Annotated in this window: 31 protein-coding genes and 2 tRNA genes; 25 read left to right on the top strand and 8 right to left on the bottom strand. The window is 72.6% G+C overall.

The features are described 5' to 3' along the window. Positions 1–18 precede the first annotated feature (18 nt). The 4 genes from ACFYZR_RS10135 to ACFYZR_RS10120 all read left to right on the top strand — a co-directional run bounded on the left by ACFYZR_RS10135 (position 19) and on the right by ACFYZR_RS10120 (position 2,064). Positions 19–90 (top strand) — tRNA-Gln (locus tag ACFYZR_RS10135). A gap of 15 nt (positions 91–105) precedes the next feature. Continuing rightward, positions 106–178: transfer RNA gene (locus ACFYZR_RS10130), tRNA-Glu, on the top strand. A gap of 91 nt (positions 179–269) precedes the next feature. Then, positions 270–1,112, top strand: coding sequence for an MEDS domain-containing protein (locus ACFYZR_RS10125; protein ID WP_391907696.1), 843 nt, complete (start codon positions 270–272; stop codon positions 1,110–1,112). Further along, positions 1,099–2,064: an anti-sigma factor RsbA family regulatory protein gene (locus ACFYZR_RS10120; protein ID WP_391907693.1), complete on the top strand. Its 966-nt coding sequence runs from the start codon at positions 1,099–1,101 to the stop codon at positions 2,062–2,064. The genes ACFYZR_RS10125 and ACFYZR_RS10120 overlap by 14 nt, the downstream gene beginning before the upstream one ends. Before the next feature lie 143 nt (positions 2,065–2,207). On the opposite strand, the gene ndgR is transcribed toward ACFYZR_RS10120, so the two are convergent. Continuing rightward, positions 2,208–2,936, bottom strand: a complete 729-nt coding sequence (gene ndgR, locus ACFYZR_RS10115; RefSeq protein WP_126916265.1) for an IclR family transcriptional regulator NdgR — start codon at positions 2,934–2,936, stop codon at positions 2,208–2,210. A 99-nt stretch (positions 2,937–3,035) separates the two neighbouring features. Between ndgR and leuC the strand changes: the two genes are divergently transcribed. From leuC to ACFYZR_RS10095, 4 genes are all read left to right on the top strand, one after another. Further along, a complete protein-coding gene (gene leuC / locus ACFYZR_RS10110; protein WP_391907690.1) occupies positions 3,036–4,472 on the top strand; it encodes a 3-isopropylmalate dehydratase large subunit in 1,437 nt (478 codons plus the stop codon). A gap of 3 nt (positions 4,473–4,475) precedes the next feature. Further along, positions 4,476–5,069, top strand: a complete 594-nt coding sequence (leuD, locus tag ACFYZR_RS10105; RefSeq protein ID WP_391907687.1) for a 3-isopropylmalate dehydratase small subunit — start codon at positions 4,476–4,478, stop codon at positions 5,067–5,069. Positions 5,070–5,238: 169 nt separating this feature from the next. Beyond that, positions 5,239–5,484 carry a hypothetical protein gene (locus ACFYZR_RS10100; protein ID WP_311615514.1) on the top strand — a complete coding sequence of 82 codons (246 nt, stop codon included), beginning with the start codon at positions 5,239–5,241 and terminating at the stop codon, positions 5,482–5,484. Positions 5,485–5,607: 123 nt separating this feature from the next. Further along, positions 5,608–6,297 (top strand): HU family DNA-binding protein, encoded by a 690-nt coding sequence (locus ACFYZR_RS10095; RefSeq protein ID WP_391907684.1) that lies wholly within the window; start codon positions 5,608–5,610, stop codon positions 6,295–6,297. Between the two features lie 176 nt (positions 6,298–6,473). Here the strand turns inward: ACFYZR_RS10095 and ACFYZR_RS10090 are convergent, their stop codons facing one another. Together ACFYZR_RS10090 and cofC are read right to left on the bottom strand one after the other, a co-directional pair. Continuing rightward, entirely contained in the window at positions 6,474–6,701 is a 228-nt protein-coding gene (locus ACFYZR_RS10090) for a hypothetical protein (protein ID WP_391907681.1), read from the bottom strand. 10 nt (positions 6,702–6,711) lie between these two features. Continuing rightward, entirely contained in the window at positions 6,712–7,371 is a 660-nt protein-coding gene (gene cofC / locus ACFYZR_RS10085; RefSeq protein ID WP_391907678.1) for a 2-phospho-L-lactate guanylyltransferase, read from the bottom strand. 202 nt (positions 7,372–7,573) lie between these two features. Between cofC and ACFYZR_RS10080 the strand changes: the two genes are divergently transcribed. From ACFYZR_RS10080 to ACFYZR_RS10070, 3 genes are read left to right on the top strand one after another with little or no spacing between them, the layout of a single operon-like run. After that, on the top strand, positions 7,574–8,350 hold the full coding sequence (locus tag ACFYZR_RS10080) for a lysophospholipid acyltransferase family protein (RefSeq protein ID WP_391907675.1): 777 nt from the start codon (positions 7,574–7,576) through the stop codon (positions 8,348–8,350). Next, entirely contained in the window at positions 8,347–9,348 is a 1,002-nt protein-coding gene (locus ACFYZR_RS10075) for an NAD(P)H-dependent glycerol-3-phosphate dehydrogenase (protein ID WP_391907672.1), read from the top strand. Before ACFYZR_RS10080 ends, ACFYZR_RS10075 begins: the two co-directional genes overlap by 4 nt. Before the next feature lie 34 nt (positions 9,349–9,382). Beyond that, positions 9,383–10,534: a D-alanine--D-alanine ligase family protein gene (locus ACFYZR_RS10070; protein WP_391907668.1), complete on the top strand. Its 1,152-nt coding sequence runs from the start codon at positions 9,383–9,385 to the stop codon at positions 10,532–10,534. Positions 10,535–10,562: 28 nt separating this feature from the next. On the opposite strand, the gene ACFYZR_RS10065 is transcribed toward ACFYZR_RS10070, so the two are convergent. Both ACFYZR_RS10065 and ACFYZR_RS10060 read right to left on the bottom strand, forming a co-directional pair. Next, on the bottom strand, positions 10,563–11,069 hold the full coding sequence (locus ACFYZR_RS10065; protein ID WP_391907665.1) for a DUF3515 domain-containing protein: 507 nt from the start codon (positions 11,067–11,069) through the stop codon (positions 10,563–10,565). A 20-nt stretch (positions 11,070–11,089) separates the two neighbouring features. Continuing rightward, on the bottom strand, positions 11,090–11,323 hold the full coding sequence (locus tag ACFYZR_RS10060; protein ID WP_391907662.1) for an Lrp/AsnC ligand binding domain-containing protein: 234 nt from the start codon (positions 11,321–11,323) through the stop codon (positions 11,090–11,092). Positions 11,324–11,484: 161 nt separating this feature from the next. Between ACFYZR_RS10060 and ACFYZR_RS10055 the strand changes: the two genes are divergently transcribed. After that, positions 11,485–12,459 (top strand): thiamine-phosphate kinase, encoded by a 975-nt coding sequence (locus ACFYZR_RS10055; RefSeq protein ID WP_391907660.1) that lies wholly within the window; start codon positions 11,485–11,487, stop codon positions 12,457–12,459. Between the two features lie 9 nt (positions 12,460–12,468). Next, a complete protein-coding gene (gene thiD, locus ACFYZR_RS10050) occupies positions 12,469–13,257 on the top strand; it encodes a bifunctional hydroxymethylpyrimidine kinase/phosphomethylpyrimidine kinase (protein WP_391907658.1) in 789 nt (262 codons plus the stop codon). 137 nt (positions 13,258–13,394) lie between these two features. On the opposite strand, the gene rpmB is transcribed toward thiD, so the two are convergent. Next, positions 13,395–13,580 carry a 50S ribosomal protein L28 gene (rpmB, locus tag ACFYZR_RS10045; RefSeq protein ID WP_003957616.1) on the bottom strand — a complete coding sequence of 62 codons (186 nt, stop codon included), beginning with the start codon at positions 13,578–13,580 and terminating at the stop codon, positions 13,395–13,397. Positions 13,581–13,832: 252 nt separating this feature from the next. On the opposite strand from rpmB, the gene ACFYZR_RS10040 reads away from it, so the two are divergent. The 9 genes from ACFYZR_RS10040 to mutM all read left to right on the top strand — a co-directional run bounded on the left by ACFYZR_RS10040 (position 13,833) and on the right by mutM (position 22,952). Then, entirely contained in the window at positions 13,833–15,500 is a 1,668-nt protein-coding gene (locus tag ACFYZR_RS10040) for a DAK2 domain-containing protein (protein WP_391907655.1), read from the top strand. Positions 15,501–15,615: 115 nt separating this feature from the next. Next, positions 15,616–17,757, top strand: coding sequence for an ATP-dependent DNA helicase RecG (gene recG, locus ACFYZR_RS10035; protein ID WP_391908542.1), 2,142 nt, complete (start codon positions 15,616–15,618; stop codon positions 17,755–17,757). 104 nt (positions 17,758–17,861) lie between these two features. Then, positions 17,862–18,464, top strand: coding sequence for a 16S rRNA (guanine(966)-N(2))-methyltransferase RsmD (gene rsmD / locus ACFYZR_RS10030; RefSeq protein ID WP_391907652.1), 603 nt, complete (start codon positions 17,862–17,864; stop codon positions 18,462–18,464). Positions 18,465–18,490: 26 nt separating this feature from the next. Then, positions 18,491–18,982 carry a pantetheine-phosphate adenylyltransferase gene (gene coaD / locus ACFYZR_RS10025; protein ID WP_391908539.1) on the top strand — a complete coding sequence of 164 codons (492 nt, stop codon included), beginning with the start codon at positions 18,491–18,493 and terminating at the stop codon, positions 18,980–18,982. Positions 18,983–19,087: 105 nt separating this feature from the next. Then, entirely contained in the window at positions 19,088–20,221 is a 1,134-nt protein-coding gene (locus tag ACFYZR_RS10020) for a cell division initiation protein (protein WP_391907649.1), read from the top strand. Positions 20,222–20,410: 189 nt separating this feature from the next. Next, positions 20,411–21,007: a YceD family protein gene (locus ACFYZR_RS10015; protein ID WP_391907646.1), complete on the top strand. Its 597-nt coding sequence runs from the start codon at positions 20,411–20,413 to the stop codon at positions 21,005–21,007. Positions 21,008–21,009: 2 nt separating this feature from the next. Then, entirely contained in the window at positions 21,010–21,183 is a 174-nt protein-coding gene (gene rpmF, locus ACFYZR_RS10010) for a 50S ribosomal protein L32 (RefSeq protein WP_086575354.1), read from the top strand. A 19-nt stretch (positions 21,184–21,202) separates the two neighbouring features. Continuing rightward, positions 21,203–21,994 (top strand): ribonuclease III, encoded by a 792-nt coding sequence (gene rnc, locus ACFYZR_RS10005; RefSeq protein ID WP_391907643.1) that lies wholly within the window; start codon positions 21,203–21,205, stop codon positions 21,992–21,994. A gap of 79 nt (positions 21,995–22,073) precedes the next feature. Continuing rightward, positions 22,074–22,952 carry a bifunctional DNA-formamidopyrimidine glycosylase/DNA-(apurinic or apyrimidinic site) lyase gene (gene mutM / locus ACFYZR_RS10000; protein WP_391907640.1) on the top strand — a complete coding sequence of 293 codons (879 nt, stop codon included), beginning with the start codon at positions 22,074–22,076 and terminating at the stop codon, positions 22,950–22,952. Positions 22,953–23,035: 83 nt separating this feature from the next. Here mutM and ACFYZR_RS09995 read toward each other — a convergent pair whose 3' ends face one another. Continuing rightward, the gene (locus tag ACFYZR_RS09995) at positions 23,036–23,431 is read right to left on the bottom strand and encodes a winged helix-turn-helix transcriptional regulator (protein WP_391907637.1); all 396 of its coding nucleotides are present in this window, start codon (positions 23,429–23,431) and stop codon (positions 23,036–23,038) included. Positions 23,432–23,540: 109 nt separating this feature from the next. Here ACFYZR_RS09995 and ACFYZR_RS09990 point away from each other — a divergent pair, with 109 nt between their 5' ends. Beyond that, positions 23,541–24,125, top strand: a complete 585-nt coding sequence (locus tag ACFYZR_RS09990; RefSeq protein ID WP_391907634.1) for a flavodoxin family protein — start codon at positions 23,541–23,543, stop codon at positions 24,123–24,125. Positions 24,126–24,274: 149 nt separating this feature from the next. Here ACFYZR_RS09990 and ACFYZR_RS09985 read toward each other — a convergent pair whose 3' ends face one another. Then, a complete protein-coding gene (locus ACFYZR_RS09985) occupies positions 24,275–25,561 on the bottom strand; it encodes a CAP domain-containing protein (protein ID WP_391907630.1) in 1,287 nt (428 codons plus the stop codon). A gap of 130 nt (positions 25,562–25,691) precedes the next feature. Here ACFYZR_RS09985 and ACFYZR_RS09980 point away from each other — a divergent pair, with 130 nt between their 5' ends. Further along, positions 25,692–25,973 carry an acylphosphatase gene (locus ACFYZR_RS09980; protein WP_391907627.1) on the top strand — a complete coding sequence of 94 codons (282 nt, stop codon included), beginning with the start codon at positions 25,692–25,694 and terminating at the stop codon, positions 25,971–25,973. 406 nt (positions 25,974–26,379) lie between these two features. Beyond that, complete coding sequence (locus tag ACFYZR_RS09975; protein ID WP_391907624.1) at positions 26,380–26,586, top strand: hypothetical protein; 207 nt, start codon at positions 26,380–26,382, stop codon at positions 26,584–26,586. The last annotated feature ends 67 nt before the right edge of the window (positions 26,587–26,653 follow it).

Here is a 26,653-nt window from a genome sequence, read left to right as displayed (position 1 = left end):
GTACGGGTAAAACCACCATGGGGTATGGTGTAATTGGCAGCACGAGTGATTCTGGTTCATTTAGTCTAGGTTCGAGTCCTGGTACCCCAGCGCAGTAAATAGCAAGCCCCCGTTGTGTAGCGGCCTAGCACGCCGCCCTCTCAAGGCGGTAGCGCCGGTTCGAATCCGGTCGGGGGTACAGCGAAAACACAGGAAATGCCCTCCGCTTCGGCGGGGGGCATTTTTTGTGCGTTCTTCCGTCCCTCGCGAGGCGACGGGATAATCCCGGCATGGTCCACGTCGGTGATCTGCGGCCCGGTGACCACGCGTGCCTGCTCTTCGGCTCGGACGAGGAGCGGGCCTCCATTCTGCGGGACTTCGTCCGAGGGGGCCTGGACGCCAAGGACAAGATCCTCTATCTGAGCGGTGCGGGGGACACGGCGGGGCCCCCGGGGCTGCCCGAGGTGCCGGCGGGCCGGGTCGAGGTCGTAGCGCTCGGGGAAATCCTCTCCGGCCGTGGGCGGTTGGAGCCCGCCGCCCTGCTGCGGAGGCTGCGGAGCGCCGCCGAGCGCTCCCGCCGGGAGGGCTATCGTGCCCTGCGGGTCGCCGGGGACCTGTGCGCCGCCGTCCATGACGAGCGGGACGTCCGCCGGCTGCTGCGGTACGAGGCGCTGCTGGCCGAGGAGTTCAGGACGGGCCGGGCCCTGGCCGTCTGCCAGTACGACATCCGCCGCTGCGAGCCCGCGGCCCTCGCCGCCTTCGCCTCCGCCCACGCCGGGAGCGTCGAGGCGGATCCGCTGGTGCGCACCCCCGAACTGGTCGTCGCCCGGACCTACCGCCCCCAGGGGCTGCGGCTGGAGGGCCTCGTCGACGAGGGGGCCCGTCGCTGTCTGCGGGACGCCCTGCGGTCCGTGGCGGCGGTCCGGGGCGACGTCAGCCTGGAGATGTCCCGGGTGGAGTTCCTCGACCTCGGCGGGCTGCGGCTGCTGATGTCCTTCGCCCGGGCCCGGGCCGCCCGCCACTGCACCGTGGAGCTCACCGGGCTGCGGCCGCACCTGCGGCAGGTCATCACGCTCGTGGGCTGGGACCGGACCCCCGGCCTCCGGCTGGGGGCCGGGCATGGACGGGACTGACCCCGGCACCGGCACCGGTTTTGTCCACCACGCGTGCCTCTACGGCACGGACGGGGAGTTCCTGGCGACCGCGGTGCCCTTCGCCCTCGACGGGCTGGCGGTGGGAGAGCCCGTCCTCGCCGCCACGACGCCCGCCAACATCGAGCTGCTGAGGTCGGCGCTGGGGGAGCGGGCGGGGGAGCTGGACACGGCCGAGACGGCGTACTTCGGGCGCCGGCCCGTGGAGCGGGTGTCCGCGTTCCTCCGCTACCACGACCGCCGCTCCCGCCCCGGGCGGCGGCTGCGGATCCTGGCCGAGCCCGTGTGGGGCGGCAGGTCCGCGCGCCAGACCGCCGAGTGGAAGCGGATGGAGTCGGGGCTGAACGTGCTGCTGGCCGGGCTGCCGGTCTGGATGATCTGCCCGTACGACACCAGGACCGTGCCCGGCGACGTGGCCCGCGCCGCCCGGGCCACCCACCCGGCGCGGGTGGACGGGCGCCTGGTGACGCCCTGCGCCGAGTTCACGGACCCGGGGGCGTACGCGGCCGAGGTGCCGCCGCCGAGGCTTCCCGCGCCGCCGGGGGCGGCCCGGACGGGGCCCACGGGGCGGATCGCGGAGATCCGCTCCTTCGCCCGCGAGCGGGCGGGGGCGGCCGGGCTGCGGGGGGAGCGGCTGGGGCTGGCAGTGCTGGGGGTGTGCGAGGCGGCGGGGTATCTGCTGGCGTGCGGGGGCACGCGGGTGGGGGCGCGGGCCTGGGAGGAGCCGGGGGTGCTCGTGTACGAGCTGCTGGGGGCGCCTGTGGGGCCGGTGCCCGCCTTCGCGGGCTTCCGGCCGCCGGGGGCGGAGCCGGATCCCGAGGACGGGCTGTGGCTGGCGCGGATGCTCAGCGAATCGCTGGATGTACGCGGCCATGGCCCGCTGGCGCGGCTGATCTTGCGCATTGCCGGTCCCGGGGACGCGGAGCGGTGGTGAGCCCCGGTCCCGCCCTTTCACCGTTTCCCGAGGGTTCCGCCCCCGGACCCCCGGTCCTCAAACGCCGGACGGGCTGAAATTCAGCCCGTCCGGCGTTTGAGGACACCGCGCGGAGCGCGGTCCGGGGCGGAGCCCCGAAAAGATCAGCCGTTGCGCCGCAGCGCTTCCGTGAGGCGGATCGCCGCGTCCAGGACGGCCTGGGCGTGCATCCGGCCCGGATGCCGGGTGAGGCGCTCGATCGGTCCGGAGACCGAGACGGCGGCCACCACGCGGTTGGACGGCCCCCGCACCGGCGCCGAGACCGACGCCACACCCGGCTCGCGCTCGCCGATCGACTGGGCCCAGCCCCGGCGCCGTACGCCCGAGAGCGCGGTCGCCGTGAAGCGGGCGCCCTGGAGGCCGCGGTGCAGCCGCTCCGGCTCCTCCCAGGCCATGAGGACCTGGGCCGCCGAACCGGCCTTCATCGGCAGCGTGGAGCCCACGGGCACCGTGTCCCGCAATCCGGACAGTCGTTCCGCCGCGGCCACGCAGATCCGCATGTCGCCCTGGCGCCGGTAGAGCTGCGCGCTCTCGCCCGTGACGTCGCGCAGGTGGGTGAGGACGGGGCCCGCCGTGGCCAGGAGCCGGTCCTCGCCCGCCGCGGCCGCGAGCTCGCTCAGCCGGGGACCGAGGATGAAACGGCCCTGCATGTCGCGCGCCACCATCCGGTGGTGCTCCAGGGCCACCGCGAGGCGGTGGGCCGTCGGACGCGCGAGGCCGGTCGCCGTGACCAGCCCGGCGAGGGTCGCCGGGCCGGACTCCAGAGCGCTCAGAACCAGAGCCGCTTTGTCGAGAACGCCCACACCGCTAGAGCCGCCACTACTGTTGTCCATGCAACGATACTCGCGTCTCACACTATGAAACGCAAGTTCATATTTTCCCGGGACGCGCCACTCTGGACGGACAGCACCGAACCCACAGGAGAGAAGGCGATGGGACGGACACTCGCGGAAAAGGTCTGGGACGACCATGTCGTGACGCGCGCCGAGGGCGAGCCCGACCTCCTCTTCATCGATCTGCACCTGCTCCACGAGGTGACCAGCCCGCAGGCCTTCGACGGACTGCGGAAGGCGGGACGACCGGTCCGTAGGCTCGACCTGACCATCGCCACCGAGGACCACAACACCCCCACCCTCGACATCGACAAACCCATCGCGGACCCGGTCTCCCGCACCCAGCTGGAGACCCTGCGCCGCAACTGCGCCGAGTTCGGGGTGCGCCTCCATCCGCTGGGCGACATCGAGCAGGGCGTCGTCCATGTGGTGGGACCGCAGCTGGGGCTGACCCAGCCGGGCACCACCGTGGTCTGCGGCGACAGCCACACCTCCACCCACGGCGCGTTCGGCGCGCTCGCGTTCGGCATCGGCACCAGCCAGGTCGAGCACGTCCTGGCCACCCAGACCCTGCCGCTGGCGCCGTTCAAGACCATGGCCGTCACCGTCGAGGGCGAACTGCCCGAGGGCGTCACCGCCAAGGACCTGATCCTCGCGGTCATCGCCAGGATCGGCACGGGCGGCGGCCAGGGCTACGTCATCGAGTACCGCGGCTCCGCCATCGAGAACCTCTCGATGGAGGCCCGGATGACCGTGTGCAACATGTCCATCGAGGCGGGCGCCCGGGCGGGCATGATCGCACCCGACGAGACCACCTTCGCCTACCTCAAGGACCGCCCCCACGCCCCCCGCGGCGCGGACTGGGACGACGCCGTCGCCTACTGGCGCACCCTGCGCACCGACGACGACGCGGTCTTCGACCACGAGGTGGTCGTCGACGCCGCCGAGCTCTCCCCGTTCGTCACCTGGGGCACCAACCCGGGCCAGGGCGCGCCGCTGTCCGCCGCTGTTCCCGACCCCGCCTCGTACACCGACCCGTCCGAGCGGCTCGCCGCCGAAAAGGCGCTGGAGTACATGGACTTGACGCCCGGTCAGGCGCTGCGCGACATCCGTGTCGACACGGTCTTCGTGGGCTCCTGCACCAACGGCCGCATCGAGGACCTGCGCGCCGCCGCGTCGGTCATCGAGGGCCGGGGCGTCGCCGACGGCGTCCGGATGCTGGTGGTCCCCGGGTCCGTACGGGTGGCGCTCCAGGCGGTCGAGGAGGGGCTGGACAAGGTGTTCACCGCGGCCGGCGCCGAATGGCGGCACGCGGGCTGCTCCATGTGCCTGGGGATGAACCCCGACCAACTCGCGCCGGGCGAGCGCTCCGCGTCCACCTCCAACCGCAACTTCGAGGGCAGGCAGGGCAAGGGCGGCCGCACCCATCTGGTCTCTCCCCAGGTGGCCGCCGCCACCGCCGTGCTGGGCCGCCTCGCCGCCCCGGGCGACCTGCCCGGCCACGCCACCGACGTACCCACCCCCGTGGAGGCCTGACCGATGGAAGCGTTCACCACCCACACCGGCCGGGCCGTTCCGCTGCGCCGCGGCAACGTCGACACCGACCAGATCATCCCCGCGCACTGGCTGAAGAAGGTCACCCGCGACGGTTTCGAGGACGGGCTCTTCGAGGCGTGGCGCAAGGACCCGGAGTTCGTGCTGAACCGCCCCGAGCGCGCGGGCGCCACCGTGCTGATCGCCGGCCCCGACTTCGGCACCGGCTCCTCCCGTGAACACGCCGTCTGGGCGCTGCAGAACTACGGTTTCAAAACCGTCGTGTCGTCCCGCTTCGCCGACATCTTCCGCGGCAACTCGCTCAAGAACGGACTGCTCACCGTCGTTCTGCCGCAGGAGACGGTGGAAGCCCTGTGGGAGCTGACCGAGAACGACCCCACGACCCCGGTGACGGTCGACCTGGTGGCGCGCGAGGTGCGGGCCGGCGGGCTGACGGCCGGTTTCGACCTTGACGAGAACGCCCGGTGGCGACTCCTGGAGGGGCTGGACGACATCGACCTGACCCTCAGGAACGCGGCGGACATCGACGCGTACGAGGCCCGAAGGCCCTCGTTCAAGCCCTCCACGGCAAGAATCTGAGACCGATTCCGGCTCGTTTGGCCCAGTGCCTGACGGCCTTAGCGGACCCCGGATTACCGCTGCTCACCCAGGGTTTGGCATGATGCGCCCCCTGTCTTCGGACAGGGGGCGCATCGCTTTGTTGAGGCCCTGTGGAGCGACAACTCGCCTCAGATGGCACAATCGGTGCATGGAACGCGACAGCCAACTCAAGCTTTACCGGCTCGTCGCCGACCAACTGAAGGAAGCGCACACAAGGGTGCGCGCACTGCAAGTCCCGGAGGGCGTACGGATGGCGCTGTCCCGGCAGCTGCTGGCCATCACGGCCTCGGCAAAGCACGATCTCTCAGGCGCCGCAAGGCGTCTGGACCGGCTGATGAACGACCTCGACGAGGGCCGTTTCCCCGAAGATCCCGGCACGCACGGAACTCCGTGATGCGTCGGGTTCGTTGCGGCACAAGGGTGATTAGACCGTTTCGTGTTTGATTTGCGGTATATATCTGCCTAACGTGCGAAAAAGCTGGAGCACTTTCCAGCCAATGTCTCCGAAGGGGAAGACGTGAACAAGGCGCAGCTCGTTGAAGCGATTGCCGACAAGCTCGGCGGCCGTCAGCAGGCCGCGGACGCCGTCGACGCGGTGCTCGACGCGATTGTCCGTGCGGTGGTCTCCGGTGACCGTGTCTCGGTGACCGGCTTCGGTTCGTTCGAGAAGGTCGACCGGCCGGCCCGCTACGCCCGTAACCCGCAGACGGGCGAGCGCGTCCGGGTCAAGAAGACCTCGGTGCCGCGCTTCCGCGCGGGTCAGGGCTTCAAGGACCTGGTGAGCGGCACGAAGAAGCTCCCGAAGGCCGGCGAGGTCTCCGTCAAGAAGGCGCCCAAGGGCAGCCTGACGGCCGGCAAGGCCACCACCAAGGCCGCGGCCAAGAAGGCCACCGCCAAGAAGGCCACCGCGAAGAAGGCCGCCGTCAAGAAGACGACCGCCGCGAAGACCACGGCCGCGAAGAAGACCACGGCCGCCAAGAAGGCGACCGCGGTCAAGAAGACCGCGGCGGCCAAGAAGGCCGCCCCCGCCACCAAGGCCACCGCGAAGAAGGCGGCGCCCGCCAAGAAGGCGGCCGTGGCGAAGAAGGCGGCTCCGGCGAAGAAGGCGGCCGCGGCGAAGAAGACCGCGCCCGCGAAGAAGGCCACCACCCGCACCACCACCGCGCGCAAGACCACCGCCAAGAAGACCACTGCCAAGAAGAAGTAAGGCAGCGGACGTACGGCGTAACGCGCCGGGCCGGGCTCCCCGTCGGGGAGCCCGGCCCGCGGTGCGTCCGGCCCCGCCGGCCGGACGGGACGTTCCCGGCGCCGTCCCGCGTTCCGGGCGCCGCCTCGCGGCGCGCCCGGCGCCGGCCGGGGACCGTCCTCGGAACGTCCGGAGCGTCAGAACGTCTGGAGCGTCACCAGGGTCACCCGGCGCTCCGCCGGCGGGACCTCCGGGGCCCCCTCGGCCGGCGCCGCGAACTCGATCCGCACCCGCTGGCCGGGCCGCAGCATCAGCAGACCCCCGGCGTCGAACGCGGCCCCGTCGAAGGGCACGGGCGTGCCGTCGTCCAGGAGGACGCTCCCGGCACGGGTCTGGGGATCGAAGGTGTACGCGGTGGCCTGCATGCCCGGAAGCCTAGTCCGCCCGCGCGGGCGAGGGCGCCCCGGCGGCCCGCGCCCGGCCGGCGACCGCCACCGTGCGCGGCCCCACGCCCAGCGCCAGCGCGGCCCGCAGATCCTGCTCGGTGTCCACGTCCCGGCGCACGGAGTCCACGCCCGCGAGGGTTATCTCCCGGGCCCCCGAGGCCCGGTGCCGGGCGCGCGAGGCGCCCTCGAACGCCGGGGACAATTCCCTTCCGGGGGCCGCCGCCAACAACGTCGTACCGATTCCCGCGGCGTCCGCGAGAAATGCGCGGGGAAATCCGGCCGCGAATTCGAGCACCCGCCCGAGTTCGCCGGGGCGCAATGCCGGCAGATCCGCGTTGAGCGTGGCCACGGCCGCGTCCGGGCGCGCCCGGCGCACCTCGTGGGCGCCGTGCGCCAGGGCCGCGTTCAGCCCGCCGCCCGGCGGCTCGGGCAGCACCCGGGCGCCGAGGGCCGCCAGCTCGGCCCCGGCCAGCGGATCAGCCGTGACGACCGCCACATCCCGCACGGCGCCGCAGGCCAGCGCGGCACCCACCGTGTCCAGGGCGAAGGCCAGGGCCAGCGCGGGACCCGGCAGCCGCGCCGCGCCCGCCACGAGGCGGCTCTTGGCCGCCGCCAGCGGTTTCACCGGTACCACCAGCGTCCACAGCACGGCCCCGGTCCCCTCTCCTCGCGTCGGATCCCATTGTCACCCGCTGCCGCAGCCGGGCGCCGGGTGCGGGGTTACGGTGTTCCGAGAAGTCCGGGCCCCCGGGGCGTTCTCGACAGACCGGGTACCCGGGGCGACACTTGTCCGGCCCCCGGGTGAGCAGCACGCCCGAAGCACGTCCAGGTTCCAACAGAAGGGTGTCCGAGTGTCCCGCCACAGAATCGGCTTCTGGTACCGCTTTGCGGCGGTGTTGGCGAAACCGCCGCTCGTGGTTCTGTTCAAGCGGGACTGGCGCGGAATGGAGCACATTCCCGCCGACGGCGGCTTCATCACCGCCGTCAACCACAACTCGTATCTCGACCCGCTGTCCTACGCCCATTACCAGTACAACACCGGGCGGGTCCCGCGCTTCCTCGCCAAGGCCGGGCTGTTCAAGGGCAGCTTCGTCGGCGCGATCCTGCGCGGCACCGGGCAGATTCCCGTCTACCGCGAGTCCGCCGACGCGGCCACCGCCTTCCGGTCCGCCGTGGACGCCATCAACAGGGGCGAGTGCGTGGCCTTCTACCCCGAGGGCACCCTGACCCGCGATCCCGACATGTGGCCCATGGAGGGCAAGACCGGCGCCGCCCGCGTCGCCCTGCTCACCCGCGCGCCCGTCGTCCCGGTCGCCCAGTGGGGCGCCAACGAGGCGATGCCGCCGTACGCCAAGGAGAAGAAGCTCCGGCTCTTCCCCCGCAAGACCCTCCGGGTGCTGGCCGGCCCGCCCGTCGACCTGTCGGCGTACTACGGCAAGGAGCCCACCGCCGAGGTGCTGCGCGAGGTCACCGAGGTCATCATGAGGGCCATCACCGAACTCCTCGCCGAACTGCGCGACGAGCCCGCCCCGGCCGAGCCGTACAACCTCAAGAAGGCCCGTGCCGCGGCCGCGGCGAAGAAGACCGGGCCCGGGAACGCCCCGTCCGAGGAGGAGAACGACAAGTGACGCGCGTCGCCGTCTACGGCACCGGTTCCTGGGGCACCGCCTTCGCGATGGTCCTCGCCGACGCCGGCTGCGAGGTCACCATGTGGGGCCGCCGCGCCGCCCTCGTGGACGCCATCAACACCGGCCGCACCAACCCCGACTACCTCCCCGGCGTCGAGCTCCCCGCCGCCGTACGGGCCACCACCGACCCCGCCGAGGCCGCCCGCGACGCCGCGTTCACCGTGCTCGCCGTGCCCTCCCAGACCCTGCGCGGCAACCTCGCCGAGTGGACGCCCCTGCTGGCCGACGGCACCGTGCTGGTCTCCCTGATGAAGGGCATCGAGCTCGGCACGGCGAAGCGGATGAGCGAGGTGATCGAGGAGGTCGCCAAGGTCTCCCCGGACCGGGTCGCCGTGCTCACCGGCCCCAACCTCGCCAAGGAGATCGCGGCACGGCAGCCCGCCGCCGCCGTCGTCGCCTGCCCCGACGAGTCCGTCGCCCGGCGGCTCCAGGCCGCCAGCCACACCGCGTACTTCCGCCCGTACACCAACACCGACGTGGTGGGCTGCGAGCTGGGCGGCGCGGTGAAGAACGTCATCGCGCTGGCCGTGGGCATCGCCGACGGCATGGGCCTGGGCGACAACGCCAAGGCGTCCCTGATCACCCGGGGCCTCGCCGAGACCACCCGGCTGGGCCTGGCCATGGGCGCCGACGCCCACACCTTCGCGGGCCTGGCCGGCATGGGCGACCTCGTCGCCACCTGCGCCTCGCCGCTCTCCCGCAACCGCACCTTCGGCGCCTGCCTCGGCCGGGGCATGACCCTGGAGGAGACCGTCGCCGTCACCAAGCAGACGGCGGAGGGCGTCAAGTCCTGCGAGTCCGTGCTCGATCTGGCCCGGCGTCACCATGTCGACATGCCGATCACGGAGACGGTCGTCGGCATCGTCCACGAGGGCAAGCCGCCCATGGTGGCCCTCAAGGAGCTGATGTCGCGCAGCGCCAAGGCCGAGCGACACTGAAGCACCCGCGGTCACCAGGTACTCTCGACGCGATATGAGCAGCGAGACCTCCCCCCAGAGCCCTCAGCGGAAGCCGCGTGTCGCGGTCGTCTTCGGCGGCCGCAGTTCCGAACACGCCATTTCCGTGGTGACCGCAGGCGCGGTGCTGCGCGCCATCGACCGCGCCAAGTACGACGTGCTGCCGATCGGCATTACCACCGACGGCCGTTGGGCGCTGACCGCCGACGACCCCGAGCGGATGGCCATCGCCGACCGCTCGCTGCCGAGCGTGGAGCAGCTCGCCGACGCCTCCGACGGCGGGGTGCTGCTGCCCGTCACCACGCCCGCCAGCCGTGAGGTCGTCTACGCCGAGCCCGGTGCCGTCCCCAAGGCGCTGGGCGAGGTCGACGTCGTCTTCCCCGTGCTCCACGGCCCCTACGGCGAGGACGGCACCCTCCAGGGCATGCTGGAACTGGCCGGGATCCCCTACGTGGGCGCGGGCGTCCTCGCCTCCGCCGTCGGCCAGGACAAGGAGTACATGAAGCGCGTCTTCATCTCCTTCGGCCTGCCCGTGGGCCCGTACGTGGTCGTCCGCCCGCGCGAGTGGGAGAAGGACCAGGCGGCCGCCCGCAAGAAGATCGTGGACTTCGCCGGCGAGCACGGCTGGCCGCTCTTCGTGAAGCCCGCGCGCGCCGGCTCCTCCATGGGCATCACCAAGGTCGACGACCTCTCCGGTCTGGACGAGGCCATCGAGGAAGCCCGCCGCCACGACCCGAAGATCCTGGTCGAATCGTTGCTGCGCGGCCGTGAGATCGAGTGCGGCGTCCTCGAGTTCGAGGACGGCCCGCGCGCCAGCGTGCCCGCCGAGATCCCCCCGGTCTCCGCCCACGACTTCTACGACTTCGAGGCCAAGTACATCGACTCCGCCTCCGGCATCGTCCCCGCCCCGCTGAGCGAGGAGCAGACCCGCCGGGTCCAGGAGCTGGCCGTCGAGGCCTTCGAGGCCGCCTCCTGCGAGGGGCTGGTCCGCGCGGACTTCTTCCTCACCGAGGACGGCGAGTTCGTGATCAACGAGATCAACACCATGCCCGGCTTCACGCCCATCTCCATGTACCCGCGCATGTGGCAGGAGAGCGGCGTCGAGTACCCGGAGCTGGTCGACCGGCTCGTCCAGGCCGCCCTGCGCCGCTCCACGGGGCTGCGCTAGCCGTCCGGGGCGCTCCGGAAGGAATCCCCTACGGGAGGATTCCTTCCGGAACCGTCTTCTTCACGGCGTCGGCGAGATCGGTCAGCGCGCTGATGTCGCCGGCGTCGCCCACCACCCGCTTGGGCAGCGTCACCTCGACCCAGGCCTCCCGCTGCACGGTCGTACAGCGGACGCTGCCGTCCGGCCGCCGCTCCGGCAGCCAGGTGACGCCATTGAGATCCGCCGAGTCCGCGCCGGGGTTGTAGTGTTCGGTCCCGGGCGTAAGGATCTTGGGACGCGCCACCCCGCAGCGCAGCGTGATCGCGGGATCGCCCCACAGTGCCGTGAAGTCCGAGACGGGCTCCGCGGTACGCCGCTTCCGCCCGTCCAGGACGTCCGGCAACGCACGGTGCAGCGCCCGGCAGGGCCCGGCCTGCCGCGCGTCCGGTGAGGGCACCGCCGGACCCGCCGACGGGTCCGGCGCCGAGCAGCCCACGGCCGCGAGGAGCAGGGCGGCGGCGGGCAGGCCGAGGGGCCGGCGGAGCGAAGACTTCACCGGCCGAGCATACGGGGGAGCTAGATATGGACCACCGGGCAGGTCAGGGTGCGGGTGATGCCCTCCACCCGCTGGACCTTCGCGACCACCATGCGACCGAGCTCGTCCACGGTGTCCGCCTGGGCGCGCACGATCACGTCGTACGGCCCGGTCACGTCCTCGGCCTGGATCACTCCCTCGATCTTTCCGATGACTTCGGCCACGGTCGACGCCTTGCCGACCTCGGTCTGGATCAGGATGTACGCCTGTACCACGGAACCTCCAGGGCGGCTTCGAGGATCATGTGGGGAGAAGAGACGCCACGGTACCGCGTCACCGCACGGTGCGGGGAGACCCGCGCGGCCTGCGCGGCGCGGGACACGTCAGGATCAGGGCAACCGACACCACAACCGACACCACTCCGAGGAGGAGCTCAGTGAAAGGCACCGTGGGCGAGTTGGGGGAGTTCGGCCTCATCAGAGAGCTGACCTCCCGGCTCACCACCACCCCGGCGGTCCGGCTCGGGCCGGGTGACGACGCCGCGGTGGTCGCGGCGCCCGACCGCCGGGTCGTCGCGAGTACGGACGTACTCCTGGAGGGACGGCACTTCCGCCGCGACTGGTCCACCGCCTACGACGTCGGGCGCAAGGCCACCGCGCAGAACCTCGCCGACATCGCCGCCATGGGCGCGGTGCCCACGGCCGTGCTGCTGGGCCTCGTCGTACCCGCCGAGCTCCCCGCCACCTGGCCGACCGAGCTGATGGACGGCATCCGCGACGAGTGCCAGGTCGCCGGCGCGGCCGTGGTCGGCGGGGACGTGGTGCGCGGTGACACCATCACCGTCGCCATCACGGCCCTGGGCGACCTGCGCAACCACGAGCCGGTCACCCGCTCCGGGGCCCGCGCGGGCGACGTCGTGGCCGTCACCGGCTGGCTGGGCTGGTCCGCCGCCGGGCTCGCCGTGCTCTCCCGCGGCTTCCGCTCCCCACGCGCCTTCGTCGAGGCCCACCGCCGGCCGGAGCCCCCGTACCACGCGGGACCCGCCGCCGCCGCGCTCGGCGCCACCGCCATGACGGACGTCAGCGACGGCCTCATCGCCGACCTCGGCCACATCGCCGAGGCCAGCAAGGTCCGCATCGACCTGCGCACGGCCGCCATCGACGTGCCCACGCAGATGTACGACATCGGCCAGGCCGTCGGCGTCGACCCGCTCCAGTGGGTGCTGACCGGGGGAGAGGACCACGCCATCGTGGCGACCTTCCCGCCGGACGTGAAGCTCCCCGCCCGCTGGAAGATCATCGGCGAGGTCGTCAACCCCTCCGCCCTCCCGCAGGTCACCGTGGACGGCGCGCCCTGGGACAAGGCGGGCGGCTGGGACCACTTCGGCGACGGCCTGGAGCCGGGCGAGTAGATTGCGCGCATGCGCATACCCCCGCCCCGCGTGCTGACCGTCGCCGGATCCGACTCCGGCGGCGGTGCGGGCATCCAGGCCGACCTGAAGACGATGCTCGCCCTCGGCACCCACGGCATGAGCGTGGTCACGGCGGTGACCGCGCAGAACTCCCTCGGCGTCCAGGGCGCCTGGCCGCTGCCCGCCGAGGCGGTACGGGCCCAGTTCCGCAGCGTCGTGGACGACATCGGGGTGGAGGCCGTGAAGACCGGCATGCTCGCCTCGGCGGAGCTCGTGGAGACCGTGGCCGCCCTCCTGGGCGAGGTGACGGCCCCCGTCGTCGTCGACCCCGTCGGCATCTCCAAGCACGGCGACGCCCTGCTGGCCGCCTCCGCGCGCGACGCGGTCCGCACGAAGCTCCTGCCGGCCGCGACGGTCGCCACCCCCAACCTGGACGAGGTCGCCTGGCTGACGGGCGTCCAGGTGTCCTCCGAGGCGGGCCTGCGCCGCGCGGCGGACGCCGTGCTGTCGTACGGGCCGCGCTGGGCGCTGATCAAGGGCGGCCACCTCGAGGGCGACGCGGTGGACTTCCTGACGGACGGGGCGGAGGAGCACTGGTTCCGTGCCCCGCGCCACGACAACCGGCACACGCACGGGACGGGGTGCACGCTGGCGAGCGCGATCGCGGCGGGCCTCGCGAAGGGGGTCTCCGTGCCGGAGGCGGTCGCGGAGGCGAAGTCGTACGTCACCGGCGCGATCGCGGCGGGGTTCGCCCTGGGCGGCGGCATCGGCCCGGTGGACCACGGGTGGATGGGCTGAAATCAGCCCGTCCGGCGTTTGAGGACCGCGGGTCCGGGGGCGGAGCCCCCGGAAGAAACCCGCGCACGGCAAAAAGCCGGCCCCCCGAAGGGAACCGGCTTTTCAAGGGGCGGCGAGGCTGCCGCGCTACTAGCTAGTTAGCGCGAGACCTTGCCGGCCTTGATGCACGAGGTGCAGACATTGAGGCGCTTCGGCGTCCGACCGACCACGGCACGCACACGCTGGATGTTCGGGTTCCAGCGACGGGACGTACGGCGGTGCGAGTGCGAAATGTTGTTGCCGAAGCCCGGCCCCTTGCCGCAGACGTCGCAGTTGGCAGCCACGGGTCACTCCAAAGACTTCAGATGCACTTACGGGAAATCCCGGCGTGCCGGGTCGTAGGTGACTGGCTTGCCAGGGGGATTGGCCTGATTCTCATCAGGCAACCGGAGCAGCATACAACGACCGCTCCTGGACAACGAAACTACCATGACCGGCCCCGAACCCGCCCGGCCCGCCCCCCCCGGGCCCCCGCGCGGGACTAGTCTGCTCCAGCGCTTCCCCCAGCCCAGTCCCGTCGTCCGAGGAGGACCCACGTGCCGCACCAGCTCGACGCCGATGCGGTACGCGCCTGGTGCGCCCTGGCGCTCGACGCGCTCGGCGGGGCCCGCGAGGAGATCGACGCGATCAACGTCTATCCCGTCGCGGACGGCGACACCGGCACCAACCTCTACCTGACCGTCGAGTCCGCCGCCCGCGCCGTCGACGCCGTCTTCGACGGCCACGCCACCGGCGGCCCCGGCTCCCGCCCGGGCCTGGCCGAGGCCGTCCGGGCGATGGCCCACGGCGCGCTCATAGGAGCCCGCGGCAACTCCGGGACGATCCTGGCGCAGCTGCTGCGTGGCATGGCCGAGGTCCTGGCCGCCCCCGCCGGCGAGGAGCGGCGCGACGACGCGGCCCTGCTGCGCCGCGCCCTGCGCCGCGCGGTCGAGTCGGCGTACGAGGGCGTCGCCCGCCCCGTCGAGGGCACCGTGCTGTCGGTCGCCACGGCCGCCGCCGAGGCCGCCGAGGTCACCCCCGGCGACGGCCCGGCCGTCGCCCGCGCCGCCCACCAGGGCGCCCTGACGGCCCTGGCGGCCACCCCCTGCCAGCTGGAGGTCCTCGGGCGGGCGGGCGTGGTCGACGCGGGCGGCAAGGGCCTCGTGGAGGTGCTGGGCGCGCTCGTGACCGCCCTGACGGGCGGCCCCGGCGCCGTGGCACGGGCCGCCGCCGCGCCCGACCGCGCCGCCCACGACTGGCTCGCAGGGGGCTGCCCGGCCGAGGCCGGCGGCGCGGACGTCCCGGCGGGCGACGGGCCCGCCTTCGAGGTGATCTACCTGCTGGAGGCGGACGACCCGGCCGTCGCCCGGCTGCGGACCCGCCTCGACGCGCTGGGCGAGTCCCTCGTCGTCGTCGGCGGGGACGGCCTGTGGAACGTCCATGTGCACGTGGACGACGCCGGCGCCGCCGTCGAGGCGGGCATCGACGCGGGACGCCCGTACCGCGTCCGCATCACCCACTTCGGCTCCGCCGCCATCGAGCGCACCCGGGTCCATGAGCCCGTCCAGCGGGCCGTCGTCGCGGTCGTACCGGGCGAGGGCCTGGCGGCGCTGTGCGCCGAGGCCGGCGCGACCGTCGTCACCGCACGGCCGGGGGAGCCGCCCGCGAGCGGAGAGCTGGTGCAGGCCGTCCGGCGCGCCCACGCGCGCGAGGTGGTGCTGCTGCCCAACGACGCGGACCTGCGCCACACCGCCGCCGCGGCCGCCGAGCAGGCCCGCGCCGAGGGCGTGCGGGTCGCCCTCATCCCCACCCGCTCCCCGGTCCAGGGCATCGCCGCCCTCGCCGTCCACGAGCCCGGCCGCCGCTTCGACGAGGACGTCGTGGCCATGACCTCCGCCGCCGGGGCCACCCGCCACGCGGAGCTCGTCGTGGCCGAGCGGCAGTCGTGGACCATGGCGGGCGTCTGCCAGGCCGGGGACGTCCTCGGCCTCATCGACGGCGACGTGGCCGTCATCGGCGCGGAGCTCGCCGCCACCGCCGAGACCGTGCTGGACCGGATGCTCGCGGCGGGCGGCGAGATGGTCACGCTCGTACTCGGCGCGGACGTGCCCGACACCGTCGCCGACCGCCTCCAGCGGCACGTGCGCGGCGGCCACCTGGCCGTGGACACCGTGGTCTACCGGGGCGGGCAGCACGCCGCCCGGCTGATCATCGGCATCGAATGAACCGTGCCCGTGGCGCCGCACGGGCCCCGTTGTCAGCGCCGTGGTGTGCAATGGACCCGTGCCCGCGCTGGAAGAACCCCTGAAGAAGACGCTCGGCGGCACCACCGCGAAGGTGATGGCCGAGCACCTCGACCTGCACACGGTCGGCGACCTGCTGCACCACTACCCGCGCCGCTACGCCGAGCGCGGCGAGCTCACCCGGCTCGCCGACCTGCCGCTCGACGAGCACGTCACGGTCGTCGCGCAGGTCTCCGACGCCCGGGTGCACAAGTTCAACCAGGGCCGGGGCCAGCGGCTGGAGGTGACCGTCACCGACGGCAGCGGCAGACTCCAGCTGGTCTTCTTCGGCCGGTCGATCTACCACCACCAAAAGGAGCTCGTTCCCGGCCGGCGCGGCATGTTCGCCGGCAAGGTCGGCACGTTCCGCAACATCCGCCAGCTCTCCCACCCCGCCTACGAGATGCTCGGCGGCGACAGCGACGCCTCCGCCGCCAAGGCCTGGGCCGACCAGCTGATCCCGCTCTACCCGGCCTGCTCCAAGATGGAGTCCTGGAAGATCTCCAACGCGGTCGACGTCGTGCTCGCCTCGATGGAGGCCACCGGCTGGGAGGCCGTGGTGGACCCGCTGCCGCCCGCGCTGCGCGAGGGCCGCGGCCTGGTCGAGCTCCCGGAGGCCCTCCGCAAGATCCACCGGCCCCGGGCCAGGACGGACATCGAGGAGGCCCGCTCCCGGCTGAAGTGGGACGAGGCGTTCGTCCTCCAGGTCGCCCTCGCCCGCCGCAGGCACGCCGACTCCCAGTTGCCCGCCGTGGCCCGCAAGCCCGCGCCCGGCGGCCTGCTGGACGCCTTCGATGCCAAGCTGCCCTTCACCCTCACCGACGGCCAGCGGAAGGTCTCCGCCGAGATCTTCGACGACCTGGCCACCGAGCACCCCATGCACCGGCTGCTCCAGGGCGAGGTCGGCAGCGGCAAGACCATGGTCGCCCTGCGCGCGATGCTCGCCGTCGTGGACGCGGGCGGCCAGGCGGCCATGCTCGCCCCCACCGAGGTCCTCGCCCAGCAGCACCACCGGTCGATCACCGAGATGATGGGCGAGCTCGCCGAGGGCGGGATGCTCGGCGGGGCCGAGCAGGGCACCAAGGTCGTGCTGCTGACCGGCTCCATGGGCACCGCCGCGCGCCGGGCGGCGCTGCTCGACCTGGTCACCGGTGAGGCGGGCGTCGTCGTCGGGACGCACGCCCTGATCGAGGACAAGGTCCAGTTCCACGACCTGGGCCTGGTCGTCGTCGACGAACAGCACCGCTTCGGCGTCGAGCAGCGCGACGCCCTGCGCTCCAAGGGCAAGCAACCGCCGCATCTGCTGGTGATGACCGCCACCCCCATCCCGCGCACCGTCGCCATGACCGTCTTCGGCGACCTGGAGACCTCCGTCCTGGACCAGCTGCCCGCCGGGCGCTCGCCCATCGCCACCCATGTGGTGCCCGCCAAGGACAAGCCGCACTTCCTGGCCCGCGCCTGGGAACGGGTCCGCGAGGAGGTCCAGGGCGGCCACCAGGCGTACGTCGTCTGCCCCCGCATCGGCGACGAGGAGGACGCCCCCAGGAAGAAGTCCGCCGAGTCCGCCGAGGACGCCGCCGAGCGCCGCCCCCCGCTGGCCGTGCTCGACGTCGCAGAGGAGCTCTCCCGGGGGCCCCTGGCCGGGCTGCGCGTGGAGGTGCTGCACGGGCGGATGCAGCCCGACGCCAAGGACGAGGTGATGCGCCGCTTCGCGGCGGGCGAGGTCGACGTCCTGGTCGCCACCACCGTCATCGAGGTCGGGGTGAACGTGCCCAACTCCACCGCGATGGTGATCATGGACGCCGACCGGTTCGGCGTCTCCCAGCTCCACCAGCTGCGCGGCCGCGTCGGCCGTGGCTCGGCCCCCGGGCTCTGCCTGCTGGTCAGCGAGATGCCGGAGGCCAGCCCGGCCCGGGCCCGGCTCGGCGCGGTCGCCGCCACCCTCGACGGCTTCGAGCTCTCCCGCATCGACCTGGAGCAGCGCCGCGAGGGCGACGTCCTCGGCCAGGCGCAGTCCGGCGTCCGCTCCTCCTTGCGGATGCTCACCGTCATCGACGACGAGGAGATCATCGCGGCCGCCCGCGAGGAGGCCGCCGCGGTCGTCGCCGCCGACCCCGAGCTCGCCCGGCTGCCCGAGCTGCGCACCGCCCTCGACGCCCTGCTGGACAAGGAGCGGGAGGAGTTCCTGGACAAGGGCTGACGCGTCGGGCGAGGGCCGGGCGGACGTCGCGGCGCCGACGCCATACGCTGTCGGTGCGGCCACCGCCGCACCGTGTCACCCACCGCCGAAGGACTCCCGAGACCATGACCCGCGTGATCGCCGGCCGCGCCGGCGGACGCCGCCTGGCCGTACCGCCCGGCACCGGCACCCGCCCCACCTCCGACCGGGCGCGCGAGGGCCTGTTCTCCACCTGGACGTCCTTCCTCGGCACCCTCGACGGCGCACGCGTGCTGGACCTCTACGGCGGCTCCGGCGCCGTCGGCCTGGAGGCGCTCTCCCGGGGCGCCGCCCACACCCTCCTCGTCGAGGCGGACGCCCGCGCCCTGCGCGTCATCCAGGACAACGTCCGCGTGGTCGGCCTGCCCGGCGCCGAGGTGCGCGGCGGCAAGGCCGAGCAGGTCGTGGCCGGGCCGCCGCCCGCCCTGCCGTACGACGTGGTCTTCCTCGACCCGCCCTACGTGGTGACCGACGACGATCTCCGAGAGATCCTCCTCACACTCAGGGACAGGGGCTGGCTGGCCGAGGACGCGCTCGTCACTGTGGAGCGCAGCACCAGGGGCGGGGAATTCCGCTGGCCGGAGGGTTTCGACGCACTGAGGGCCCGTCGCTACGGCGAGGGGACGCTTTGGTACGGTCACGCCGCTTCGCCGTGCACTGCCGACACCACGGGATCAGGCACGTCATGAATGGACCGGAGAGCGAGGAAACACCGTTGCGCCGCGCCGTCTGTCCGGGGTCGTTCGACCCCGTCACCAATGGGCACCTCGACATCATCGCCCGCGCTTCGAAGCTGTACGACGTCGTGCACGTCGCCGTGATGGTCAACAAGTCCAAGAAGGGCCTGTTCACCGTCGACGAGCGGATAGAACTCCTCCGCCAGGTCACCGCCGAGTACGGCAACGTCCAGGTGGAGTCCCATCACGGCCTGCTCGTCGACTTCTGCAAGGAGCGCGACATCCCGGCCATCGTCAAGGGCCTGCGGGCGGTCAGCGACTTCGACTACGAGCTCCAGATGGCCCAGATGAACAACGGCCTCTCGGGCGTCGAGACCCTCTTCGTCCCCACCAACCCCACCTACAGCTTCCTCTCCTCCAGCCTGGTCAAGGAGGTCGCGGCGTGGGGCGGCGACGTCTCCCACCTGGTGCCGCCGCTGGTGCTGGAGGCCCTCAAGAAGCGCCTCGTCCAGCGGTCCGACTCTGACTGATCGTCAGTAGCTGTCGGCCGGGGGCCGCCGGCCGTACAGTCGTCCCCGTTCGTTCCCATCGGCCACCAGGCCACCCCGGAATGCGAGAAGGCGGCGAGCGTCACGGTGGACGTCCAGAAGAGACTCGACGAGATCGTCACGACCGTCACCGGCGCCCGGTCCCTGCCCATGTCGGCCTCCTGTGTGGTCAACCGGGCCGAGCTGCTCGCCCTCCTGGAGGAGGTGCGCGCCGCCCTGCCCGGCTCGCTGGCCCAGGCGCGCGAGCTCATCGGCGACCGGGAGCAGCTCGTCGCCCGGGCGCACGAGGAGGCCGAGGCGATCCTCGCCTCGGCCCGGGCCCAGCGCGGCTCGCTGATCTCCGACACCGAGGTCGCCCGCCAGTCCCGCGAGGAGGCCGACCGCATCCTCGAGGAGGCCCGCCGGGAGGCCGAGGAGATCCGCGCCGGCGCCGACGACTACGTCGACAGCACCCTCGCCAATTTCGAGGTCGTCCTCACCAAGACCATCGGCTCCGTCGACCGGGGCCGCGAGAAGCTCCTCGGCCTCGACGGCGACGGCCACGACCCCGAGGGCCTGGCCCACGACGCCCCGGAGCGCAGCACCGACCCCCGGACCCAGCGGCAGAGCGCCGACGCCTATGTGGACGTCAAGCTGGGTGCCGTCTCGGCCGTGCTGGCCAAGGCCCTGGAGGCCGTCGGCCGGGGCCGGGAGAAGCTGCTCGGGGCCCGCCCCGTCGACGAGCTGGGCGCCCATCTGGCCGCCCACGACGGCATCGCCGCCGGCCGCCCCACCAGCGACGCCGACTTCCTCGCCGAGCTCGCCGGCGGCCCGCAAGAACCCCTGGTCGCACCCAGGGCGCCCAGGGAGGCCCACCGGGCCCCCGAGCCGCCCCAGGTCCCGCAGCAGCCCGTCTGGAGCGACTACACCGTCCCCGCCGGGGGCTACGGCGGGCAGGACCCCTACGGCTACCCCCAGCAGGCCGCGCAGTACCCGCCGCAGGCCGACCCGTACGCCGTCCCCGGCGGTTACCAGCAGGCCGACCCGTACGCCTGGCAGGCCCCGGACCAGGGGCAGGGGGCGGGCCACGGCACGGACCTCGGCCACGGCTACGGGACCGCCGCCGGCTACCCGGCCGACGGGCACCAGCCCCGGGCGGCGGGCGCCCTCGACGAGACCAGCTTCTTCGACACCTCGATGATCGACCTGAACCGGCTCCGCGAGTACGAGCAGGGCCGCTGACCCCGCTCCGGCGGCCGTCGCCGGGTGCGGATTGGGCCCACGGGCGGCCGTCCAGTATCCTGGCTCTTCGGTCGCGTGTACGTCCGCGATCCAGGCTGCCCTCCGTGCCCCGTGCACCCGGGGCCGCCGCCACCGCAGCGTAGAAAGCAGGAAGCCCTGAACGCCCGCCTTGACCCCCGCAACCCTCTCGTGTTCGATACGCGCGAGCTGGGCCGGCGTCCCGGTGCGCTGAAGAGGGTTTCCCGCTCCGTCCCCGCCCCGCGCGATCTCGGTATCGAGGTCATCGGCGTGGCCGAGGGCGCGGCGGTGGAGCTCGACCTCCGCCTTGAGTCGGTCATGGAAGGGGTGCTTGTCACAGGCACCGCCCGTGCGCCGCTCACCGGGGAGTGCGTAAGGTGTCTGGAGCCGCTCGAGCGAGAGTTTGAAGCGGACTTCCAGGAGATGTACTCCTACCCCGACGCCGACGCCCGGGGCCGCATCGTGGCCACGGACGACGACGCCGAGGACGATGAGGAGGACATCCTCCACCTCGAGGACGACCTGTTCGACCTCGAACCCGTGCTGCGTGACGCGGTGGTGCTCGCACTGCCGCTGCAGCCGGTGTGCCAGGACGACTGCCCCGGCCTGTGCTCCGAATGCGGAGAGCGGCTGGCGGACGACCCGGACCACCACCACGAGTCCGTCGACATTCGTTGGGCGGCACTGAAGGGACTCGCCGGATCCGAGACGGCCGGCGAGACGGACAACGCACCCCGCTCCGGCGGGGATGACACACAGGAGAAGTAGCCGTGGCTGTTCCGAAGCGGAAGATGTCGCGCAGCAACACGCGCCACCGCCGGTCGCAGTGGAAGGCTGCGGTCACCCCCCTGGTGGCGTGCGAGCGCTGCCACGAGCCGAAGCAGCAGCACATCGCGTGCCCCAGCTGCGGCACCTACAACAAGCGCCAGGTCCTCGCGGTCTGATCGGCGGGTGACAGGCTTCATGTCAGACGCCACAGCGCCGAAGAAGGCGTCGGCGGACACGGCCTCGTCCCACACGCTTCTGGAAGGGCGGCTCGGGTACACACTCGAGTCCGCCCTTCTGGTGCGTGCGCTGACGCACCGGTCCTACGCCTACGAGAACGGCGGGCTGCCCACCAACGAACGGCTGGAGTTCCTCGGGGACTCCGTCCTGGGCCTGGTGGTCACCGACACGCTGTACCGCATCCACCCGGACCTCCCCGAGGGCCAGCTCGCCAAGCTGCGCGCCGCGGTGGTCAACTCACGGGCGCTGGCCGAAGTCGGCCGGGGCCTGGACCTGGGCTCCTTCATCCGGCTCGGCCGGGGTGAAGAGGGCACCGGCGGCCGGGACAAGGCGTCCATCCTCGCGGACACCCTGGAGGCCGTCATCGGTGCGGTCTACCTCGACCAGGGCCTCGACGCGGCCGCGGAGCTGGTGCACCGGCTCTTCGACCCGCTGATCGAGAAGTCCTCGAACCTTGGCGCCGGCCTGGACTGGAAGACCAGCCTCCAGGAGCTGACCGCCACCGAGGGTCTCGGCGTTCCGGAGTACCTCGTCACGGAGACGGGTCCCGATCACGAGAAGACCTTCACGGCTGCTGCCCGCGTCGGTGGTGTCGCGTACGGCACCGGCACCGGCCGCAGCAAGAAGGAAGCGGAGCAACAGGCGGCGGAGTCCGCCTGGCGCGCCATCAACAGCGCGGCGGAAGCCCGCGTGGCGGCCGAGAAGGCCGCCGCCGAGTCCGGCGCGATGCCGGGCGAGAGCTCCAACTGAGAACAACGGTCCGGGCCGCGGTGCGAGAGCACCGCGGCCCGGACCTTTTCCTTTTTCTTCGCCTTCATCAAGGAGCACCGTGCCGGAGTTGCCCGAGGTCGAGGTCGTCCGACGGGGTCTGGAGCGCTGGATCTCCGGCCGTGTCGTCGCCGCCGTGGAGGTCCTCCACCCCCGGGCGATCCGCCGCCACCCGGCGGGGCCGGACGACTTCGCCGCCCGGCTGACCGGCCACCGGCTGGGCCCCGCGCGCCGCCGCGGAAAGTACCTCTGGCTGCCGCTGGAACCCCTCACCGGGACGGATGCCCCCACCCAGGCCGTCCTCGCCCACCTCGGCATGAGCGGCCAGCTGCTCGTCCAGCCGCAGGGCTCCCCGGACGAGAAGCACCTGCGGGTCCGCGTCCGTTTCGCCGACGCCACCGCGACCGAGCTGCGCTTCGTCGACCAGCGCACCTTCGGCGGGCTCTCGCTGCACGACACCGTGGAGGGCGACCCCGACGGGCTGCCCGACGTGATCGCGCACATCGCCCGCGACCCCCTCGACGAGGCCTTCGACGACGCCGCCTTCCACACCGCGCTGCGCGGCCGCCGGACGACGATCAAACGCGCCCTGCTCGACCAGTCGCTGATCAGCGGCGTGGGCAACATCTACGCCGACGAGGCGCTGTGGCGCACCCGGCTCCACTACGAGCGCCCGACCGCGAGCCTCACCCGCCCGCGCACGGCCGAGCTGCTCACCCACATCCGCGAGGTCATGAACGAGGCCCTCGCGGTGGGCGGCACCAGCTTCGACAGCCTCTACGTCAATGTGAACGGCGAGTCGGGCTACTTCGACCGCTCCCTGGACGCGTACGGCCGTGAGGACGAGCCGTGCCGCCGCTGCGGCACGCCCATTCGCCGCCGGCCCTGGATGAACCGCTCCAGCTACTTCTGCCCCCGCTGCCAGCGCCCGCCGCGCTGACCGGGTGCCCCGAAGGGGCGCGGGGAACTGCGCGACCAGCCACGACGCACCCGCAGACGACGTACCAGACCTCAGCGGAGCGCTCAGCGCCCGCCGTCGTACCGCTGCCGCGCGGCCAGTACCTCGGGCATGCGCTCCTCAAGGAGCTCGATGAGCCCCATCAGTCGCCCGGTCACGTCGCGACCCAGCGGCGTCAGCCGGTAATCGACGCGCGGCGGATTGGTGGGCTGCGCCTCCCGGTGCACGAGACCATCACGCTCCAGCGCGTGGAGCGTCTGCGACAGCATCTTCTCGCTGACGCCCTCCACCCGCCGCCGCAGCTCGTTGAAGCGCAGCGTGTCCTCGCGCAGGGCGCCGAGGGTCAGGGCGCCCCAGCGGCCGGTGACATGCCCCAGGGTTTCGCGCGAAGGGCAGTTGCGGGCGAAGACGTCGAAGGGCAGTTGCTCGTCCGTGCCGTCGATGCCGTCGATCGTCGTCATGAGAACACCATACTCTCGCGCAGCGCTATCCAAAGGGTTGCGCTAACCAAAAGTTAGTGCTTTCCTTTGGTCACCCAGTCAGCGCAACCAGCTTCTCCAGGAGCCCATCGTGACCACGCCCGTCGTCGCCATCGCCTACCACTCCGGCTTCGGCCACACCGCCGTCCTCGCCGAGGCCGTCCGCGCCGGTGCCGCCGAGACCGGGGCGACCGTCCACCTGATCAACGTCGCCGAGATCACCGACGCGCAGTGGGAGCTCCTCGACGCCTCCGACGCGATCGTCTTCGGCTCGCCCACCTACATGGGCACCGCCTCGGGCGCCTTCCACGTCTTCGCCGAGGCGACGTCCAAGCGCTGGTTCACCCGCGCCTGGCAGGACAAGATCGCGGCCGGCTTCACCAACTCCGCCTCCAAGAGCGGTGACAAGCTCCACACCCTCCAGTTCTTCACCGTCCTCGCCGCCCAGCACGGCATGCACTGGGTCGGCCTCGGCGCGATGCCGGGCTGGAACAGCTCCACCGCCTCCGAGAACGACATCAACCGCCTCGGCTTCTTCCTCGGCGCCGGCGCCCAGACCGACAACGACCAGGGCCCCGAGGGCGTCCACAAGGCGGACATAGCCACCGCCGAGCTGCTGGGCCGCCGCGTCGCCGAGCAGACCCGGATCTATGTGGCGGGCCGCGCCTCCGCCTGATCCCGGGCCGCCGCCCGATCCGGCGCCTTTGCCCGATCCAGCGCTTTCGCCCGACCCCGCGCCGCCGCGTGACACCGCGCGGCCACCGGACGCCGCTGCCCCGGCCGTACCGCCGTACGGCCGGGGCAGCGGTGCGTCGCGGCGCCGGGTCAGTAGCCGAAGTCCTGCGTCCAGTAGGGGCCGTTGCCCCCGTGGTGCACTCCTACGCCGATGCTGCGGTAGTCGCAGTTGAGGATGTTCGCCCGGTGGCCGCTGCTGCGCATCCAGGCCTCCATCACGGTGTGGGCGTCGGGGTGGCCGCGGGCGATGTTCTCCCCGCCGAGGTTGTTGATGCCGCGCCGGGCGGCCCGGTCCCAGGGGGTCCGGCCGTCCGGGTCGGTGTGGTCGAAGAAGCCCCGCCGGGCCATGTCGTCGCTGAACGACTGGGCCAGCCGGCTGAGCTTGCCGCTGACCCGCAGGGGGCGGCAGCCTGCCTTCGCCCGCTCGGCGTTGACCAGGGAGAGCACCAGATGCGCGGCGGACGACCGGGTGTCCGCCAGCGTGCCGGGCAGCGCACCCAGGTCGTCGTCGGGATCGTGATCGGTGTGCTCGGTGTGCTCGTGCGTCGCGGGCCGCCGGGGGGTGCCGGGTGCCGGTGGGGCCGGGCGCCGACCGGGGACGGCGGTGCGGGCCGGGCCCTCGGGGCGCGCGTCGGCCGGGGCGCCGGAGGAGGCCGGGGGCCGCTCGGCGGCCCGGTTCACCGGGGCGTTGCCGCGCCCGGGCGCGCTCACCGGCTCCGCCTGGGCGCTCCGGTCCGCCTGGGCGTTCCGGGGCGCCGCCGCCGCGACCGGGCCGGATGCCGCTGGGCCGGACGCCTCCGGGGGTGCCGCCGTGTCGCGCTCCGGACGGGCCTCCAGGGCCGGGGCCGGGCCGTCGTGCCCGTCCGCCCGGTCCGGCGGGGCGTCGGCCCGGCCGTCGCGCCGCGGCGGGGACGCCGGTGCCTCGGGTGGTGTCTCGGGCGGGGCGTCGGCCAGCACGTGGCCGCTGCTGCCGGAGCCGGGGGAGTGCGGCTCGCCGCCCGGCGGGAAGGCCCCGCTGGGCAGCAGACCGGAGACCATCGCGACCGCGCCCATCGCCACGGCCGCCGACGCGCCGAGCAGCCCGGCCCGCCGGGCCGGCGGCGCGGGTTTGGGGGGCTTTCCGCCGCCCCGGCCCGCCGTGGCGGCGCCCGCCTTGGGCGCCCGGCCCGCCTTGGGCTTGGCCCGGTGGGGGCTGCGGTGGCGACCGGTGCCGGTGGGGTTGGGGCGGACGATGGGAATGGGCTGGGTGACCGCCTCGGCCGGATCCTCGGGCTCGAACACTCCGGCCGTCTCGCTCGTCAGGGGAGCCCGGGCCTGCCGGGCATTCGCCACCGCCTCGTCAGCGGTCGCACGGGCAGAGCGTCGATGGCGACCCATCCGCTGCCTTCCTTGTGTTCGGCGCCGAAGTGCATCACTCGTACGGGGGAGCCTTATTCGGCCGCGACTGTACGGCACGGGACGGTGGGCCGAAGTGCTGCTTATGTAATTGGCCGGTTAACGTGCAGACATGAACGACAATGTTCGTCTCACGGCGTGGGTCCGTGGACATGTGCAGGGTGTGGGCTTTCGTTGGTTCACTCGGGCCAATGCCTTGCGGATCGGTGACCTGATCGGCTTCGCCTCCAATCTCTCCGACGGCCGGGTGCAGGTCGTCGCCGAGGGCTCCCGCCAGGGCTGCGAACGACTGCTCGACTGGCTGCGGGTCGGCGACACGCCCGGGCGGGTGGACGGTGTCACCGAGATCTGGGGTACGCCCAGGGGTGGATACGACGGTTTCGAGATCCGCTGACCCGACCGCCGGAAAATCGGATATCGGCTCGATTTTCCCGGGAATCACACAAGGAGCGATGTCCCCCACATATGCCAATGGCATATGTGGGGGCGGGAAATCGCCTGATGGTTGCCAACCGGGCCGCATCGTGCAAGGCTGCCTGTCAACGGATGATCTCTACGCCCTCTCGGGCCCCGGGCGCGGAAATGCGGCGCGGATAAACCCGCGCGCACCCCTGGGACGCCTGCGGATACGGGGTGTGATCGTGTTGACCGTCAAACCATTTGGTGAGACTCTGGAAGCCCCGCGCACCTTAGCTGTTTGGCATTGGAACACCGCAGTAGTGATGGCAGACACCGCGGGTGCGAATCCCTCACGACCCACACCGCTTCGGTCGGTCACTCAGTGTGGAGGACCATCCATCATGGCAAAGGCGCTTCTCGGTTACGTCGGCGGCTCCGACCCCCGAGTCCTCTCCGAGATGCGACGGCTCCAGCAGCGTGTCCAGGACCTTGAATCCGAGCTCATCCGGATGCAGGCCGAGAATGACGCGCTGGCTGCCGCCGCTCACCGCGGTGACTCGCTGCTCGACAGCATCGACGTATCGAAGGCGGAGCCTGCGCTCGCCTGACCACGTGCCCTGCCCCGGGGGCCCGGTCGGGCTGTACCGTCAGCCGCTGGAGATTCGCACAAGCAAG

The organism is Streptomyces sp. NPDC001678 (genome assembly GCF_042892945.1).
GTDB lineage: Bacteria > Actinomycetota > Actinomycetes > Streptomycetales > Streptomycetaceae > Streptomyces.
Note: the sequence above shows the minus strand (reverse complement) of the source record. Positions and strands in the feature narration are given on the sequence as shown.